Genomic DNA, 17,429 nt, shown 5'->3' with positions numbered 1-17,429 from the left:
GCGAGGTCGGGAACCCGCGCCTACCGTCCCTCCGGGACCCACCAAAGGCTTGAGCCAACGTCGCCCGCGCGCGGAGGAAGCCCCAGATGAGCGTCACGGAACCCGGACTCCCCGCCCCCCGCGCCGCGCAGGACGACGGGCACACCGCCGCCCCGCCCAGCCTGTCCAAGGCCCGCGTCAACGTCATCTTCGGCGTGATCGTCCTGGGGATGCTCCTCGCCGCCCTCGACCAGACCATCGTCGCGACCGCGCTGCCCACCATAGTCGGCGAGGTCGGCGGCGCCGGGCACATGAGCTGGGTGGTCACCTCCTACATCCTCGCCGAGACCGTCGCGACCGTGCTGGCGGGCAAGTTCGGCGACCTGTTCGGCCGCAAGGCCGTGTTCCAGGTCAGCGTCGTGGTGTTCATCGTCGGCTCGTTCTTCTGCGGCGCCGCCGACACCATGGGCGGCCTCATCGCGATGCGCGCGCTGCAGGGCATCGGCGGCGGCGGGATCGCCGTCACCGCCACCGCGCTCATCGCCGACGTCATCCCGCTGCGCGAGCGCGGCAAGTACCAGGGCGCGCTCGGCGCGGTGTTCGGCGTGACGACCGTGGTCGGCCCGCTGCTCGGCGGCCTGTTCACCGACCACCTGTCCTGGCGCTGGGCGTTCTACGTCAACGTCCCACTCGCGCTCGCCGTCATCGCGCTCGCCGCCAGGGCCATCCCCGGCGCGGGCGAGCGCGGCAAACCCCGGATCGACTACTGGGGCGCCGCCCTGATCGCGCTGGGCGCCAGCGGACTCACGCTCGCCACCACCTGGGGCGGCACCGAGCACCCCTGGGGCTCGGCCACGATCATCGGCCTGTTCGCGGGCTCCGCCGTCGCGCTGGCCCTGTTCGTCGTGGTGGAGAACCGCGTCCCCGAGCCGATCCTGCCGATGAGGTTGTTCCGCGGCAAGGTGTTCGCGGTCGCCTCGCTGCTCAGCTTCATCGTCGGCTTCGCCATGATGGGCGCGCTCACGTTCCTGCCCTCGTACCTCCAGTACGTCAGCGGCGCGTCCGCCACCTCGTCCGGCCTGCGCACCCTGCCCATGGTGCTCGGCCTGCTGATCACCGCGCTGCTGTCCGGCCAGGTCGTCGGGGCCACCGGCCGCTACCGCCCGTTCCCCATCGCGGGCGCGGCCGTCACCGCCGTCGGCATGCACCTTCTGTCCACATTGGACCCTGAGTCCTCGATCGCCGCCCAGTCGCTGGCGATGTTCGTGCTGGGCGCGGGGATCGGCCTGGTCATGCAGGTGCTCACGATCGTCGTGCAGAACACCGCCGACTACCGCGACCTCGGCGCCGCCACCTCCGGCGTCACGTTCTTCCGCTCGCTCGGCAGCTCCTTCGGCGCCTCGATCATGGGCACCGTCTACGCCAACCGCCTCGCCGAGACCCTCCCGCCCGCGCTCGCGCAGACGCGCGTCCCACCGGCGGCGATCACCACCCCCGAGGCCCTGCACGCCCTCCCCGACGCCGCCCGGCAGCCGATCGTCACCGCCTACGCCGACGCCCTGCACACCGTGTTCCTGGCCGCCGTGCCGATCGCGCTCCTCGGCCTGCTGGTGGCGTTCCTGCTGCCCCAGGTCGAGATCCGGGGCACCGCCCGCGAGGCCGCGAGGGGCGCGGGCGAGGGCTTCGCGATGCCCACCGACCAGCACCCCGACACCCAGCTGGAGAACCTGATCGGCCGGGTCGCGGGCCACAACCCGGACATGCCCCGCCAGGTCCTCGCCCGCTCCGGCCTGCCGCTGGAGCTGCCCGCCGCGTGGGCGCTGCTGGGCATCCACCTGCGCGCCGAGCTGCTCGGCGAGCGCACCCGCCAGTCCGACGTCGAGGACCAGGTCGGCCTGCCGCACGGCGTGCTCACCTCGTTCTACGACGCCCTCGCCGCCGAGGGCCACCTCACCCGCACCGCCGACGGCCACCTCGCCCTCACCCCGGCCGCGTCCACGACCGTGACCGCCCTGATCGAGGCGTGGACCGCGTGGCTGCTGGACCAGCTCGCCGACTGGACCGCCCAGCGCGACCCGGACACCGTCGACGGCGAGGTGCGCGCGGCGGTCCGGCGGATCACCCGCAGGCTCATGCTGGAGCAGCAGCGCGAGCTCCAGCGCGGCTGACCGTTGTCCCTCGTGCAGGGGACATGCGATCGTCCTGACGACCCTGTCCGGCCCGTCCGCGACCACCTCCTGACCGTCACCCGCCCCGGATCTGCCGCAGCTGCTCGTCGGTCAGGTCGACCAAGCCGAAGAACTCCAAGCGCGCCAAGGCGTCCCCGGCGACGTAGAACCCGGCGACCACGCACAGCAGCAGCACCCCGCGCCGCCCGCCGTCCCCCGAGCGCAACCTGGTGGCCAGCCCCGAGAACCGCTCGTGCCACCGCTCCCGGTGGGCGAGGTACGCCAGCGCGGCGATCAGGCACGGCGCGACCACCACCAGGCAGTACGCCACCACCAGCGCGGACCCCGCGCCCGGACCGGGGTCCGCGCGGCCGATCGTCGCCAGCGCGGCCAGGTACGGCAGCGCCGTCGCGACCTCCACCGCCGCCACCGCCAGCGCGAGCCCGGCCACCACTAGGTGCCCACGACCGGCGGACGCCTCATCGTCGCGCGGCGGCCGGTCCACCTTCGCCAGCAGCCCGTACAGCAGCAGCGCGACGCCCGCGACCAGCTGGACGTGGTCGACACCGCGTTCGCCGATCGCGCCCAGCGCCACCCCCGCGCCCGCCACGACCGCGATCCCCACCACCGCGTACACCCCGGCGAACACGCCCAGCAGCACGAGAACCCGCGACAGCGGCCTGCGGTGCGCCAGCAGCAGGTGCAGGGTGACCAGGAACAGGGTGATGTTCAGCGAGTCCAGCAGGGCCAGTCCGCCCACGGTGATCAGGTCCTTGACGCCCACGCGATCCCCCCGGTCTCCGGCACGTCGGCGGACCAGGGTAGTGGGCGCGGGGTGGCGCAGCGGCGGGCAGCCAAGGCGGGGGAGGGGAGTGGCCCGACCGGAGCACGGGCTTGTCAAGCGGACCGACAGTCCGTAACGTTGATGTGGACCGACAGTCCGCTTAATTCCGGAGGGCCCGTGACCACCACTGAAACGCCCCACGTCCTCGTCACCGGCGCCAACGGCACCACCGGCCGCCACGTCGTCGCCGGGCTCCTCGCGCGCGGCGCCACCGTCACCGCAGCCTCCCGCTCCGCGAACCCGAGCTTCGACTGGCACGATCCCGCGACCCACGCCGCCGCCCTCGACGGCGCCACCGCCGTCTACCTCGTCCCACCCGCGGGCGACCCCGAACCGCAGCGCGTCATGCTCCCGTTCCTCAAGCGCGCCAAGGACTCCGGCGTGCGCAGGGCCGTGCTGCTCAGCGCCGCCATGCTCCCACCGGGCGGCCCGGCGGCGGGCAGCGTGCACCCGGCGCTCCCCGAGCTGTTCGACGAGTGGACCGTGCTGCGCCCCAGCTGGTTCATGCAGAACCTCACCGACCACCACCTGCACGCCGACAGCGTCCGCGCGCACTCCACCATCACCACCGCCACCGGTGACGGCAAAGTCGCGTTCATCGACGCCGAGGACATCGCCCGCGTCGCCGTCGAAGCGCTCCTGCGCCCCGACCCGCTCAACACCGACCTGATCCTCACCGGCCCGGAAAGCCTGTCGTACCAGCAGATCGCGGCCGTCCTCACCGACGTCCTCGGCCGCGAGATCACGCACACCGCCGTCACCGCCGCCGAGTTCCAGCGCCGCTACGCCGAAGCGGGCATCCCCGCCGAGTTCGCCGCCCTGCTCGCCCGGGGCGACACCGCCATCGCGGCGGGCGCGGAAGACCGCACCACCACCGCCGTCCGGACCGTCACCGGCCGGGAACCCCGCTCGTTCCGGGACTTCGCGACCGCCCGCGCCGCCGCCCAGCGGGAGAAGACCGGCGGAACCGACCGGCGCCGCTGAACCCCTAGGATCGGCGCGGACCCCGATTCAGCGCCGAGTCCGGACCAGGACGGGAGAACCACCGTGGTCGTGAGGGAACGCGCCGACGCCGCCCGCAACCGGCGGGCCATCCTCGACGCCGCCAGCGCCCTGTTCGAGGCCGCCACCGACCCGCTCGCCGTCACCATGGACGACATCGCGGCGTCGGCGGGCGTCGGCAAGGGCACCCTGTTCCGCCGGTTCGGCGACCGCGCGGGCCTGGTCCGCGCGGTCTACGCCACCCGGTTCGGCGCGCTCTACGAGGCCATCACCTCCGGACCACCCCCGCTGGGCCCCGGCGTCCCGGCCCACGAGCGCGCCCTGGCCGTCCTGGACGCGATCGTCTCGGTCAAGCTGGACAACCGCCGCATCGCGCTTGTCCTGGAGAGCCTGGGCCCCGAGGCGGAGAGCACCAGCCTGTTCGACTCCGCTAACTACCGCACCGCGCACACCCTGCTCGCCGAGCTGGCGGCCGAGCTGGTCGGCGCGGACCGGGCCGACTGGACCGCGCACGTGCTGCTCTCCGCGACCAGGATCGACCTCGTCGAGCACCTGGTCGACCAGCGCGGCTGGAGCGGCGAGCGGGTGCGCGGGCACCTGCGCGAGCTGGCCGACCGGCTCCTCGGCCCCGCCTGACCGGCGTCGGCCGGGTGCGGCCGGACAGGGGGAGCGCCTCGCGCGAACGGGCGGCGGGCTGACCGCCCATGCGCTACGGTCACCGTGAGTAACAGCGTTTCGCTGCCCGCCGGTGCTGCTGAGGAACCCCCGATGGAGAACAGTCCCACCAAGGTCGTCGTGGTCGTGCCGACCTACAACGAGCGGGAGAACCTGCCCGTGCTCGTCGCCGAACTGCTCGCGCTGCCCGTCGAGGACCTGCGCGTGCTGGTCGTCGACGACAGCTCCCCGGACGGCACCGGCGACGTCGCCGACGCCCTGGCGCGCGAGCACCCCGACGTCGTGGGCGTGCTGCACCGCACCGAGAAGGACGGCCTCGGCCGGGCCTACGTCGCGGGCATGACGCGCGCGCTGGCCGAGGGCGCGGACGTGGTGGTCCAGATGGACGCCGACCTGTCCCACCCGTCCGAGGTCATCCCGACCATGGTCGAGACCCTCGCCACCACCGACGCCGCCGTGGTCCTCGGCTCCCGGTACGTGCCGGGCGGGTCGGCGGCCAGCGAGTGGGCCTGGCACCGCAGGCTGCTGTCCGCGTGGGCCAACACCTACGTCAACACGATCCTCAAGCTCGGGGTGCGCGACGCGACCGCCGGGTTCAAGGCGTGGAAGGCGGACGCCCTGCGCGCCGTCGACCTCGGCACGATCCGCAGCAACGGGTACTCGTTCCAGGTCGAGATGAACCACCGGGTCGTCCAGGCGGGCAAGCGCATCGCCGAGGTGCCGATCACGTTCGAGGAGCGGGCCGAGGGCGCGTCGAAGATGACGCTCAAGGTGCAGCTGGAATCCGCGGTCATGCCGTGGAAGTTCCGCTTCGGCAAGCGGGGCTGAGCCCGCGCGAGAGCGCTCCCACGTCAGGTGCGGGGAGCGCTCTCACCGGCGGCTCCCACCCGGCGGCCCCTCACCGGCACAGCGCGGCCAACCCGTCGGCGAGCCTGCCGTACGGGTTGAGCCCCGCCAGCTCCACCGCGCCGCTCAGCACCCCGAAGAACGCCCTGCGCGCCGCGAGCCCACCGGGCGCCGCGTAGCTGTCCCGGACCGCGACGTCCACGTCCACCAGCAGCCGCGCGTCCCGGACCACCTCCTCGCCCAGCACCACCTGCCGCCACACCACCGCCACCAGCTCCCGCAGCGCGGGCGCGGGCGGCGCCCCGGCGGCGGCCAGCGCCGCGTCGAACACCCCCGGCCAGTCCACCTCCCGCAGGTCGGCGGGCTCGGCCTCCCCGCAGCGCGCCAGCACGTCCCGCGCCCGCGCCGCGCACCCCGCCCCGTCCCCGCCCGGCAGCACCGCCCGCCGCGCCACCCGCTCCGCCCGCACCCCCACCGGATCCGCCCGCACCACCCACAGCGGTGACCAGTCCACGTCGAACAGCACGTCCGAGTCCACGACCGAGCACCCGGCGGACCGCTCGCGCGCAGCCGGAACCCGGTACGCCCGCGCCACCTCGCCCCCGGCCGCCCGGAACGCGGCGAACTGCGCCCCCACCAGGTAGCGCGGCATCAGCAGGTACCACAGCGCCGCGCCCATCGAGACCTCCGCGGCCTCCTCGTGCCCGTCCGCCCCGCACCCGCACTCCAGCGCCGCGTCGGTCAGCTCGGCCAGCGCCGCCCCGAACCCGGTGACCGCGGACGCCCCGCCCAGCGCCAGCGCGAGGTTCACCTCGTTGAAGCTCTCCCCGTGCGCGAAGTCGGTCACCGCGTCGGTGATGTCGTTGTAGCGCACGATGTTCTCCACGGCCCGCCGGATCGCCCGACACCCCGAGAACCCCCGGAACTCGCCCTCGCCCCCCGCCAACCGCCGGTACTCACCCGTGCCGAGCGGCAACCGCAGGTACGGCCCCACCGCCCCGTCCCACGCCCGCGCCAACGCGTACCCGGCCGGGTCCACGAGCCCCACGTCCACACCGCCCGAAGCCCGGCCACCCGTGCCCCGACCACCCGAGCCCCAACCGCTCGCTCCACGGCCGCCCGACGCCCGACCGCCCGAGCTCCAGCCGCTTGACGCCCGGCCGCTTGACGCCCGGCCGCCCGAGCTCCAGCCGTTCGCCCCCTGGCCACCCGGCGCCCGACCACCCGCCCCAGCCTGCCCCGCTCCCGCCCCACCCGGCGCGGGCAACCCGTCCTTGAGCGCCATCAACCCGCCCACCGCCGCCACGTCCAGCACCGCCCGCGCCACCGCGGGCCCGGACAGCAGCTCCAACCCCTCGCTGGCCACCGCCGCGTAAGCCCACCGCGCCCCCGCGCCGGGATCGTCGGGCGCGCCGCAGTAGTCCACCGCCGAGGTCAGCGCCAACAACGACCCGCACACGTCCAGCACCCGCCCGTCCGCCCGGATGAACTGCCACGCGTACGCGCTGCCCCACAGGTCCCGCACCGCCATGCCCGGCTCGGTCGCCCCCGGCACCCGCCGCCGGTACTCCTCCCACAACCGCCCGACCTCACCCCCCTTGCGCGGCACGACCGACGCGGCCAGCGCCAACCCCCGACCCACCGGCCCGTCCCCGCCCCGCACCGCCGCCGAGGCCACCCCGCGCGCCACCCCGGCCAGCGGACTGGCCACCGCGCACTCCCGCAGCTCGACCGACCGGAACACCTCCAGCACCCGCCGCGCCGCCGCCAGCCCCCCGGCGGGCCGGGGCAACCGCGCCGACCGGTACGGCTCGTACTCCGGCAACCCCACCAGGTAGGTCACCGCACCACCCGGACCCGCGGGCCCACCAGCCGCAGGCCCCACCCCGTCCAACAGCCCCACGACCCCGTCGTCCACCAACCCGCAGCCCCGCGCGTCCCACAGGTCGAGCCTCACCGACGCCCCACTCCGCCCCGCCGCTCACCAGCACCTCGCGTCCCGGACCTCACCGGCGCTCCACCCGCACCCACGTCGCGGACGGCATCAACAGCATCCGGGTGGTCGTGGTCGCCAGCCCCGGTTCCCGGTGGACCAGCCGGAACCGGCTCAGCACCGCCGCCACCACGGCGGTCACCTCGTTCACCGCCAACGCGTCCCCGATGCACTTGCGCCGCCCCGCGCCGAACCCGAAGAACCCCCCGCGCTGCGCCGCCGTGACCCGCTCGGCCGCCCACCGCCCCGGATCGAACACCTCCGGCTCGGGGAACACGGCCTCGTCCCGGTGCAGCGCGTACGGGCTGAAGAACACGTCCGCGCCCGCCGGTATCCGCCCCTCCGGCCAGTCCACGTCCTCGGTGGCGCACCGGCTCACCAGCCACACCGGGGGCCGCAACCGCAGCGCCTCGGTGACCGCCCGCTGCGCGTGCCCGAGCGAGGCCAGGTCGGCGTGCGCGGGCACCCGCCCGCCCAGCACCCCCACTGCCTCCTCGACGATCCGGTCCCGCACCTCGGGGGCGCCGTCCACGGCCCGCAACGTCCACGTCATCGCCGACGCCGCCGTCTCCACCCCGGCGGTCAGCAGCGTGATCACCTGGTCGTACACCGCCCGACGCGGATCGGGGTCCTCCTCGCAGGCGGCCAGCACCGCCGACAGCAGGTCCCCCCGATCGGCGGGATCGGCCCGGTACTGCTCGACCACCGCGTCCACGGCGGCGCGGGTGCGCGCGGTCTGCTCGTCGAACCGACGGTTCACCTGGAGCGGGATGCGCGGGAACACCTTCCCCGGCACCACCATCCGCCAGTACATGCCCCTGGTGATGTCCGGCAGCCCCTCCGCGATCCGCCCGGCGGCGGGCGCTCCCCGGTCAGCGGCCACCAACGTCCGCGAGGTCACCAACGTGGTCAACCGGTGCATCTCCACGCTCAGGTCGACGACCCGGCCGTGCGTCCACTCCCCGGTGACCTCCTCGATCGCGTCCCGCACCACGGTCCCGTACCCGACCAGCCGGTCCCGCTGGAACGCGGGCTGCATCAACGGCCGCTGCACCGCGTGATCGGCGGCCGGGCAGGTGGCCAACCCGTTCCCCGCGTAGTCCCGCACCTTCTCGATCAGCGCCCCGCCCTTGTCGAACCGGTGCTGCTCGGACACGTGCACCCTGCGCACCAGTTCGGGCTCGGTCAGCACGTAGGCCACCCGAGTACCCAGCCCGATCCGCACCACGGGCCCGTGCGCGCGCAACCCGAGGAAGAACCCCAGCGGGTCCCTCGCCAACGCGGGCAGGTGCCCCAGCAGCGGCAACCCGCCGGGGGCGGACGGCGGCAGGAGCGCGGTCGTCATCATCGGCCTCCCTGGTCCTGGGCGGGGCGGGCGCAGCGACCCCAGCCACGCGATTCGGCACTGGTGCCCTCTGACGTCCCACGATCCTGCGAAAGCACTGCGACAGCCCCGCGCAGATCCATCACGCATGAAACGAAACCGCTGGTCAGCCGGGTTTTTTCAGGCTAGTGCCGACTCCGGTGAACCGCTTTCCGAACCAGATCGCCAAGAAGGGGGAAGAACCTCACCCCCCACACCACGCAACCTCCACCCCCCACACCACGCAACCTCCACCGCCCCACCGCTTCGCAACCTCCACCGCCCCACCGCTTCGCAGCCCCCGCCGCCCCGCCGCCCCGCCGCCCCGCCGCCCTGCCGCCCTGCCGTCCCGCCGCCATGCCGCTCTGCCGCCCCGCCGCCTCACCGCCCTGCCATCTCGCCGCCTAAGCGCGCCGCCGCCCCGCAACCTCGCAACCTCGCCGCCCCCATACCCACGATCACCCCTCACCGGGCCGACCACTCTGGTAGTAACCACAGCGAACCGCTGCCCAGCGAAAGCACCGCCCCGCAGAACCGGAGCCCGGATGACCACCCCACCCGCCCCCCGCCCGCGCCGCGACCGCACGGGACTGCCCGCGTGAGCGCCCGAGTCCTGCTCTTGCGCGGGATCAACGTGGGCGGCAAGAACAAGGTCCCCATGGCCGACCTGCGCGCCCTGCTCACCGACCTCGGCCACACCGGGGTGTCGACCCACCTCAACAGCGGCAACGCGATCTTCACCCCGACGTCCGCCACGGCCACGGACGAGGCCCTGACCGTCGAGGTCGAACAGTCCATCAAGGACCGCCTCGGCCTGGACATCGGCTGCCTGATCGTCACCCACGACGACCTGACCGCCCTGATCGCGGCCAACCCGCTGCCGGAAGCCGAATCGGAACCGTCCCGCTTCCTGGTGACGTTCCTGTCCGGCCCGGTGGACCCGACCCTGTTCGCCGCGATCGACCCGACCACCCACCTGCCCGACCGCTTCGCCGCCGGTGAGCGCGCGATCTACCAGTGGTCCCCGGAAGGCGTCCGCAACAGCAAGCTCACCCACACCTACCTGGCGAAGAAGCTGAACGTCCGCGTGGCGACCGCGCGCAACTGGAACACCGTGCTCGCCCTGCGCGACAAGTCCGCCTGACGCAGCGCCCACCCGACGCGGGTCGTGGCACCCCCACGACCCGCTCAGCGCCGGAGCACCCCCACGTCACGCCCGATGCGTCCGGGAGATCGCCAACAACGCCACGCCCCCGATCATCACCAGCACCCCCGCGCACAGGAACAACGGCAACGGCCCCCCGGTCTGCGCCAACCCACCAGCGCCACCGACACCCCCACCTCCAACCGCCCGCGCCCCGTCACCACCCGGAACCGATCCACCCCACCCGTCGGCCCCCGCCGCTCCGGTGGTGGTCGTGTTCCCGGCCGTGCCCGTCGGATCAGCCGCCCCTGGAACGCTCTGCCCCGGCGCATCCCGCTCCGGACCGTCCTCGGGCTCAGGCGCGCCCGGCACCCAGACGTCCTCCTCGGGAAGCCCAGGCGCGGTCACGAAGTACTCCGACGTCGTGGTCGGCGCGCCGAGAACAGGTTGGTTCGGCACCGGCCGCCCCACCAGCGGCCTCCGACCGGTCGTGGTCGTCGGTCCCAGCGCGCTCGTCGTAGTAGGACCCCCGATCGTGGTGGTAGGCCCACCGGTGGTCGTGGGAACCGCACCGCCACTGGTCGGCGCCACAGGATTGGGCGCCACAGGATTGGACGTGCTCGTAGGCCCAACAACACCGGTCGTGCTCGTCGGTGCCACCCCGGTGGTCGTGGTGCCCGGCGCAGCAGGCGGTGTGGTGGTCAACGTCGTCGGTGTGGTCGTGGTCGTGATCGGCGCAGGCGCCGGAGCGGTCGGCGGCGGCACGATCGCGCTCGTCGTCGCCACCGGAGCCGTGGTGGTGGTCGGCGCAGCCGTGCTCGACACCGGAGCCGTCGTCAACTCCGGCGCGCTGGTCGTCGTCCCCACCGCCTCGGTCGTGGTGGTCGGCGCGCTCTCCTCACCGGTAGGCGCGCTCGGCGCCGCACCGGTCGTCGTCCCCGTTGTGGTCGTCCCACCCGTGGTCGTGGTCGGCGTGACCGCATCCGCCGTGGTCGTCCCCACAACGGGCGCCGTCGTGGTTCCGGTCGCCGCCTCACTCGTCGTGCTCCCCGGTGTCGTTCCCCCTGTCGTCGTGCCCCCTGTCGTCGTGGTCGTCACCGGCCCGTCTGTCGTGGTCACCGCGGGCCCGGTGGTCGTCGTCATCGTCGCGGTCGCGCTGTTCGTCGTCGTGCTGTCCGCGGTCGTGCTGGGCGCAGCGGCCTCGCACCCCGCCACCACACCCGTGAACGGGTACGCGTGGAACTCGTTGCCCGACCCCACGCTGCTGCTCCCGTGCACCGCGGACCCGGCCGTGAAGAACCGCCCGCTGAACCCCGGCACGGTCACCAGGGTCGTGCTGTCCGCGTTCGGCACCAGCACGCTGCCCTGGAACTCCGACGCGCCGTCCAGCGCCACGCTGTCCGCGTTCGGGAAGTTCCATAGCATCCGTTGCCCGTACCGGTCGATCTGGTCGCGCCCGTTCGGCGACCCCGACCAGGTCGTCACGTGCGGAGCCGCACCGACCATGTTGATCAGGATGGTCGCGCCGTCCGGGATGTCCGCGAAGCCGATCCCCTGCATCCCCCCGTCGGGCGCGGCGATGCTCCCCGGCACGGTGAACACCTGCAGCGCCGAGTGGCCGTCCCCGGTGAACAGGGTCGACAGCTCGTCCTGCGTCACGGTCCCGTTCGAGGGCTTCGCCGCGTAGCACGTGCTCGTGCTGCGCAGCCCGGCGCTGATCCCGCTGTACGGCGAGAAAGCACCGCTGTCGTGCACGGGCGCGGGTTCCACGGCGCCCGCACCGGTCCGCGCGCCCGCGTACCGGACCACCCCGTTGTCCTGCGTGCGCAACGTGTTGTCCCGCGCGATCCCCAGGCTCCCGCCCACCGTCAGGAAGTCGGCCCCCTCCGGCGGCGGCACCTGCGAACCGAGCCCCGCCACGCCCACGTCGTACCCGAGCTCCCCGCCCGTCTTGTCGAGCGTGAAGTCCCCGCCGACGACCAGCCGCCCCTCCGCCTCGGCCGCGTACCCGGTCGCGGTGAACGACCGGCCGACGAAGACGTTGATCGCCTCGTCCCGACCGGCGAACCCCGAGGACTGCTTGGGTCCCACTTGTGGGTACGGGCTCGGGCAGGCGGCGCCGACGCACGGGCCGGGCCCTGCTGTGGCAAGACCTCCACCCGCGGCGGCTGCGGTGGTGATGATGACCGCGGTCGCACCCACCACCACGGCGGCGATGCCCGCCACCGCGGACAGACGACTCAAACGCATGACCCCGATGGTGAGGCACTCACCCTTTCGGACCAGCGACTGGTGAGCTGCATCACGCTTAAAACGAAGTGGCCTACCCGATGGGGTGAAGCCTGCCTAAAATCCTCAGTTTTCCCTGGTAGTGCCTCCCTCGTGGTGTGCGGCGAGCTCTGTGGACGTCGTCCCCACCCGACGGGGTCGTGATCCACATGCACGCGGCGCGTGGTGGTCTACGGGGTAAACGGTAGAGATTTCGGCGGGTGTTCACCGCACAAAGCGGCCCTGGGGAGAGGTCTATTTAGAGTTCACCCGTTAGGGCATCCGGGGTAGTTTGCGGCGTCCAACTGGATTGCTCTGACCTGCGAGAACTCACCGGCGCGGAACTGTCACACCCGACTGCCAGACTCCCGGACCATGCGTGAGGTGGGCGCTATCAGCTGATCCGGGAGCTGGGGCGCGGCGGCACGGGTGTCGTGTGGCTCGGGCAGGACACCGTGCTCGGGCGGGACGTGGCGGTCAAGGAGCTGCTGCTGCCGGTGGGAGTGCCAGAAGCCGAACGCGTGGTCTACCGCGAACGCGTGCTGCGCGAGGCCAGGATCGCCAGCAGGCTCTCCAACTCGGCCGTGGTCACCGTCCACGACCTGATCACCGAGCACGACCAGACCTCCGTCGTCATGGAGCTGATCAAGGCCCCGACGCTCGACGACCTGGTCGAGCGGGACGGTCCGCTGTCCCCGCGCGGCGGCGGTGCTCGCCGGGCAGCTGCTGGCCGCGCTGGGGGAGGCCCACGAGGCCGGGGTCGTGCACCGGGACGTCAAGCCGGGCAACGTGATGGTCCCCGCCAAGGGCTCGGCCAAGCTCACCGACTTCGGCATCGCCCAGTCGTTCGACGACCCGAGGCTCACCGCGACCGGTTCGCTGATCGGCTCACCCGCCTCCATGTCCCCCGAACGCCTCTCCGGAGCCCCCGCGTCCCCGGCCCGGGACCTGTGGGCGCTGGGCGCGACCCTGTTCTACGCCACCCAGGACAGGGGCGCGTTCGAGCGCGAGACCACCTCGGCGACCCTGCTGGCGGTGCTCAACGAGCGCCCGCGCCCCGAACTGCCGCCGGGTCCGCTGGCCGACCTGGTCAACGCCCTGCTCGACCCCGACCCGACCAGCCGCCTGACCACCGAGCGCGCCGCGGCGCTGGCCGAACGGGCGGCGGGGGAGTCCGCCGACCCGGCTACCGTCCGAGTCCCACCCGTCCACCCGACCACGCCCCTCTCCTCCGCACGTGGTGACGGCGACGCCTTAGGCGGCAGAACGCGCCCCACCCCGCGCGGTGCAGAGCCAGCCGCCGAGCCCCGACGCGCGACGACCAGCGCGGGTCCGTCCCTCGTCCGGGAGGTCGAGCACGAGCAGCGCAAGGGCCTGGCCATCTCGGCGACCCTGACCACCCTCTTCGCGCTGGGCGCGGTCGTCCTGCTCTACGTCACCGTCTTCAAGCCCATGATCAACCTGAACCTCCACGACCTCGACCTGGTCGGCCCTGCCTCGTCACCCACCAGGCAACCGGTGCTCACCCTCGGGACGGGCGGCGACATCGAGTCCGACTGGCTGCCGCTCTCCTCGAAGCAGTGCCTGAACGGCTGGCTTCCCGCGAAGGGCGCCCCGGAGGTCGAGTCGGAGAACCGGGTCGGCTGCTACGGCGAGCACGACGTCCAGCTGATGGAGAGCTTCCTGGCCGGCAAGAAGCCCCAGGAGGACGAGCCCTATCCGTCGCTGGCGGAGCTGACCAGGATCGGCGGCACGAAGTGCACCAGCGTGTTCCACTCCTCCGACGTCAAGGGGGAGGACAAGGAGAAGGCGCTGCGCTACCGGGTGCTCGTGCCGACCGAGGAGGCGTGGCGGATGCGCGTGGAGAACGGCCACCGCTCCTCCAGCCGCGTCGTCTACTGCTTCGTCGGCCGGGCGGACGGCGCGAAGCCGGCCAAGCCGCTCATGACCGAGTGAGCCCGACGGCGCTCATCGGGATGCGCACAACCCACGAGGCCGGCGCGGGACTCCCGCACCGGCCTCGTGGACGTCGCGACTACGGGGTGACCACCTTGCCGCCGAAGCTCACGACCAACCGCCCGTCAGAGGCGAACGACCAGGTCAGCTTGCCGGAGTAGGCGGAGCACTTCGAGCCGTTCGACCCCGACCAGAACTGGTTGGACGAGTCCACGTCGCCGATCGTCTTGTCCTTCGTGCCACCGCTGCTGTAGCAGGACACGTTGTTGCGGAACACCGACGTGCCACCGTCGAAGTTGAAGTTCCGCTCGGTGCTGTCGACGCTCACGTTGTTCGACATGGTGATCTTGCCGAGGTTGCGGTTGTAGGTGAAGCCGTGCTTGCCGTTGTTGTAGGCGATGGTGCGCTGGACCACGTGGTTCACCGCGATGTCCTCACCGCCCAGCTTGAAGCCGTTGCGGTCGCCGTTGCCCGCCTGCGAGCCGTCGCTCAGCGTGCCGTTGCCGTACGCCAGCGAGTCCTCGATCGTCACCGCGCCGATGGGGCCGGTGTCGGTCTTTGTGTAGAGGTCCCAGCCGTCATCGATGTTGTTGTGCGACACGGTGTAGCGGAACACGTTGCCCGGCCCCGAGGTCAGCTTCGCGGCGAACCCGTCGGCGTCCTCGCCGTCCGAGTCCGCGTTGTCGTGCGACTCGGAGCTGAGGACCAGGTTGTTCGACGGCCACTGGTCCTTCGGCGTGCTGGACAGCTCCCGCGACAGCTGGAGGCCGCTGTCCCGGTTGAACCGGGTCACGGTCCGCTCGACGACGTTGTTGCTGCCGCTGATGAAGATGCCGTTGTCCCCGGCGCGCTCCACGACGATGCCGCGCACGTGCCAGTACGACGCGTTCAGCGCCAGACCCCGGTTCGCAGGGTCCTCGCTCTGCGCCGAGAAGTTCAGCACCGGGGTCTCACCCGAGTAGGCGAACAGTTGGGTGCGCTTGCTCGCCGTGCCGTTGCGGCCCTGCGGGATCGACACCGTGCTGGAGAACCGGTACGTGCCACCGCGCAGGTAGATCGTCCCGCCGGACGCGACGCGCGAGATCGCCGAGGTGAGCGTCGTCGGCGCGGCCTCGGTGCCCGCGGCGCCGTCCGTCCCGCTGGGCGAGGCGTAGATCGCCGAACCGCTCGGCGGCGGCGTCGTGGTCGTCACCGGCGGCTTGGTGGTCGTGGTCGTGCTACCGCCACCGGTGGTGGTCGTCGTCGGCTGACCGCCACCCGCCGGGGTGAAGCCCCACTGCTTGGAGGCCGCGCTGTCGCACGAGTTCGTCTGCACCGCGGCGCCCGCCGTCGTGGCGTTGTCCTTGGTGTTCATGCACTTGTCGGCGTTCGGGTTGACCACCCGGTGGTTCGAGCCGCTCTCGGTCAGCGACCACACCTGCCCGGCCCCGCCGGAGCACGACTGCTGCTGGATCGCCTTGCCCGCGCTCGTGGCCGCCCCCGCCACCCCGACGCACAGCCCGGTGGACACCGAGGTGATCCGGAACCCGCCGCTGACCGACGTCAGCACCCACTTCTGGCCGTCGGCGCCCGTGCACGCCTGCAACTGCAACTGCGCGTCCGCCGCCGCACCGGGCGAGCCGAGGCACAACCCGCTGCCACCGCTGGTCACGGTGTAGGTCCCCGCGCCCACCGCCGCGTTCGCGGGGTGAGCGGACGGCCAGAGCAGCAGCCCGCCCGCGAGCGTCACCACCGTGGCCGCGGCGGCGACCCCGGCGGTGCGCGCCCCACGCGCCCGCCCGGCCTCCACCGGATTCACCTGCACACCCATCACGACCTCGTTCCACAACCGTCGGCGACGGAGAGCGCGAATGCGCACCCCGTGTTCAAGCGCATTTCCTCCCACCTCCGCGATAAGTCGGAACCGCGCTCGCAAAAAAACCTCCCAACGGACCGTGTTGACTGGCGCGCGGCAGTGGTGGGCAGGGCGAACACGTTGCCTCCCAGGCACTTCCTCAAGTCTTCGGGGTGGGAACCCGTTGTGCTGCCGGATGTTAGGAGGCTGTTCGGAACCGGTCAATAAGGGACTTTTCGTCGAACGTCCCAGTCGATAAAACTCGAACGAGTCGAACGGCCAGTTCACCGCCCGTGCGTTTGATCAACAAACGATCTCCGGAGGAGCTCGAAGAATGTTCCCCGATCAAGCATGTGAACAGAATTTCCCGCCACTGGTCACGCATGTGAACGGCGTCACCACGTCCACGTGCCTCCACCCTCACCAGGGGCAGCGCGCTCCGGTTCCGCTCAGGTGCGCGCACCGGTACCCAGGGGTGATCAACTGAGAGCGCCGCGAACCGCTTTCTCCCACTTCGGTCCACCGCCCTGGCGCGCCCCGCGAACAGCGCTACCTTCGACCGGGAAGAAACCATTTCCCTCTGGGGGCAGGGTGACCAAGCAAGACCGTCTGCCGATGCGCTTCGTGACCGGCTTCAACAAACTCGTCCTGCGCCTGCGCGCGTCCCGCCGCTGGGGCGGCGCGGTGCGCAAGCGCATCACCATCGTCACCTACACCGGCCGCCGCTCCGGCCGCACGTTCACCACCCCGGTCGGCTACACCCGCACCGGCGACACCGTGCTGATCAAGGTGATGATGCCGGACCGCAAGTCGTGGTGGCGCAACTTCACCGGCGACGGCGGTCGCCTGTCCCTGGAACTCGACGGAGCCAACCGCCCCGGCCACGCGACCGCCCGACGAGCGTCCACACGCCAGGTCGAGGTGACCGTGCGCCTGGACAGCGCCCAGCGCTGACCACGCCGCACCCCGCTCCACCCGCTGGCGCAGGCATCAGTCCTCGCCTGGTGGCGCCAGCACTGGCTTTGACCCGGCGCTGTCGGCACCGGCCTGCGTCTGCCTGTCTGTGCGGGTAGCGGCCTCACCCAACGGCCCGTGCTGGCACCGGCTTTCGGTTGACGGTCTTCACTTGGCGGCCTTCACCTGGCGGCACTGATCTGACTGCGCTGGCCTGGTGGTGCCCATGCCTGCTTCTGCCTGCGTTGTCATCGCCTGTGTTGTCATCCCAGCCCGGTGGGGGATCGCTATCGGGTGCACCCGATAGCGATCCGCCTCCGAGGGCGTGCCGGGCAGCGCACTCCCGGGAGTGCCTGTCGCGGAGCGATCGTTCACGCTGGCTGGGTTCAGCGATCACTGCTTC

11 protein-coding genes and 1 pseudogene are annotated in these 17,429 nt (G+C 72.5%); 7 read left to right on the top strand and 5 right to left on the bottom strand.

Annotation, left to right across the window (positions count from 1 at the left end; genetic code table 11):
* The first annotated feature begins 86 nt into the window (after window positions 1–86).
* On the top strand, window positions 87–2,147 hold the full coding sequence (locus tag CNX65_RS24035) for an MDR family MFS transporter (protein WP_096495796.1): 2,061 nt from the start codon (window positions 87–89) through the stop codon (window positions 2,145–2,147).
* Window positions 2,148–2,223: 76 nt separating this feature from the next.
* On the opposite strand, the gene CNX65_RS24030 is transcribed toward CNX65_RS24035, so the two are convergent.
* Window positions 2,224–2,931 carry a GAP family protein gene (locus CNX65_RS24030; RefSeq protein WP_157767822.1) on the bottom strand — a complete coding sequence of 236 codons (708 nt, stop codon included), beginning with the start codon at window positions 2,929–2,931 and terminating at the stop codon, window positions 2,224–2,226.
* Between the two features lie 177 nt (window positions 2,932–3,108).
* On the opposite strand from CNX65_RS24030, the gene CNX65_RS24025 reads away from it, so the two are divergent.
* The 3 genes from CNX65_RS24025 to CNX65_RS24015 all read left to right on the top strand — a co-directional run bounded on the left by CNX65_RS24025 (window position 3,109) and on the right by CNX65_RS24015 (window position 5,496).
* Complete coding sequence (locus CNX65_RS24025) at window positions 3,109–3,975, top strand: NmrA family NAD(P)-binding protein (RefSeq protein WP_232519983.1); 867 nt, start codon at window positions 3,109–3,111, stop codon at window positions 3,973–3,975.
* Window positions 3,976–4,038: 63 nt separating this feature from the next.
* The gene (locus CNX65_RS24020) at window positions 4,039–4,629 is read left to right on the top strand and encodes a TetR/AcrR family transcriptional regulator (protein ID WP_096495793.1); all 591 of its coding nucleotides are present in this window, start codon (window positions 4,039–4,041) and stop codon (window positions 4,627–4,629) included.
* A gap of 132 nt (window positions 4,630–4,761) precedes the next feature.
* Complete coding sequence (locus tag CNX65_RS24015) at window positions 4,762–5,496, top strand: polyprenol monophosphomannose synthase (protein ID WP_096495792.1); 735 nt, start codon at window positions 4,762–4,764, stop codon at window positions 5,494–5,496.
* 70 nt (window positions 5,497–5,566) lie between these two features.
* Here CNX65_RS24015 and CNX65_RS37990 read toward each other — a convergent pair whose 3' ends face one another.
* Window positions 5,567–7,471 carry a hypothetical protein gene (locus CNX65_RS37990; protein ID WP_096495791.1) on the bottom strand — a complete coding sequence of 635 codons (1,905 nt, stop codon included), beginning with the start codon at window positions 7,469–7,471 and terminating at the stop codon, window positions 5,567–5,569.
* A 49-nt stretch (window positions 7,472–7,520) separates the two neighbouring features.
* On the bottom strand, window positions 7,521–8,852 hold the full coding sequence (locus CNX65_RS24005) for a cytochrome P450 (RefSeq protein ID WP_157767821.1): 1,332 nt from the start codon (window positions 8,850–8,852) through the stop codon (window positions 7,521–7,523).
* Between the two features lie 616 nt (window positions 8,853–9,468).
* On the opposite strand from CNX65_RS24005, the gene CNX65_RS23995 reads away from it, so the two are divergent.
* Window positions 9,469–10,014 carry a DUF1697 domain-containing protein gene (locus tag CNX65_RS23995; RefSeq protein ID WP_096495789.1) on the top strand — a complete coding sequence of 182 codons (546 nt, stop codon included), beginning with the start codon at window positions 9,469–9,471 and terminating at the stop codon, window positions 10,012–10,014.
* A 66-nt stretch (window positions 10,015–10,080) separates the two neighbouring features.
* Here the strand turns inward: CNX65_RS23995 and CNX65_RS38400 are convergent, their stop codons facing one another.
* Entirely contained in the window at window positions 10,081–12,264 is a 2,184-nt protein-coding gene (locus CNX65_RS38400) for a choice-of-anchor A family protein (protein ID WP_157767820.1), read from the bottom strand.
* 452 nt (window positions 12,265–12,716) lie between these two features.
* Between CNX65_RS38400 and CNX65_RS23985 the strand changes: the two are divergent.
* Window positions 12,717–14,238 (top strand): annotated as a pseudogene (locus tag CNX65_RS23985) (serine/threonine-protein kinase).
* Between the two features lie 79 nt (window positions 14,239–14,317).
* On the opposite strand, the gene CNX65_RS23980 reads toward CNX65_RS23985, so the two are convergent.
* On the bottom strand, window positions 14,318–16,048 hold the full coding sequence (locus CNX65_RS23980; RefSeq protein WP_177154331.1) for an RICIN domain-containing protein: 1,731 nt from the start codon (window positions 16,046–16,048) through the stop codon (window positions 14,318–14,320).
* 639 nt (window positions 16,049–16,687) lie between these two features.
* Here CNX65_RS23980 and CNX65_RS23975 point away from each other — a divergent pair.
* On the top strand, window positions 16,688–17,026 hold the full coding sequence (locus tag CNX65_RS23975; protein ID WP_096495788.1) for a nitroreductase/quinone reductase family protein: 339 nt from the start codon (window positions 16,688–16,690) through the stop codon (window positions 17,024–17,026).
* The last annotated feature ends 403 nt before the right edge of the window (window positions 17,027–17,429 follow it).

Origin of the sequence: Actinosynnema pretiosum, from assembly GCF_002354875.1 — a bacterium.
In the GTDB taxonomy this organism is placed as follows: domain Bacteria; phylum Actinomycetota; class Actinomycetes; order Mycobacteriales; family Pseudonocardiaceae; genus Actinosynnema; species Actinosynnema auranticum.
This window is presented reverse-complemented; position numbering and strand designations above follow the sequence as displayed.

Bases quoted from the DNA above. Each gene is read 5' to 3' on its own strand.
- CNX65_RS24035 (WP_096495796.1), top strand. From the start codon at position 87: ATGAGCGTCACGGAACCCGGACTCCCCGCCCCCCGCGCCGCGCAGGAC.
- CNX65_RS24015 (WP_096495792.1), top strand. From the start codon at position 4,762: ATGGAGAACAGTCCCACCAAGGTCGTCGTGGTCGTGCCGACCTACAAC.
- CNX65_RS24005 (WP_157767821.1), bottom strand. From the start codon at position 8,852: ATGACGACCGCGCTCCTGCCGCCGTCCGCCCCCGGCGGGTTGCCGCTG.
- CNX65_RS38400 (WP_157767820.1), bottom strand. From the start codon at position 12,264: ATGCGTTTGAGTCGTCTGTCCGCGGTGGCGGGCATCGCCGCCGTGGTG.
- CNX65_RS23980 (WP_177154331.1), bottom strand. From the start codon at position 16,048: ATGGGTGTGCAGGTGAATCCGGTGGAGGCCGGGCGGGCGCGTGGGGCG.
- CNX65_RS23975 (WP_096495788.1), top strand. From the start codon at position 16,688: ATGCGCTTCGTGACCGGCTTCAACAAACTCGTCCTGCGCCTGCGCGCG.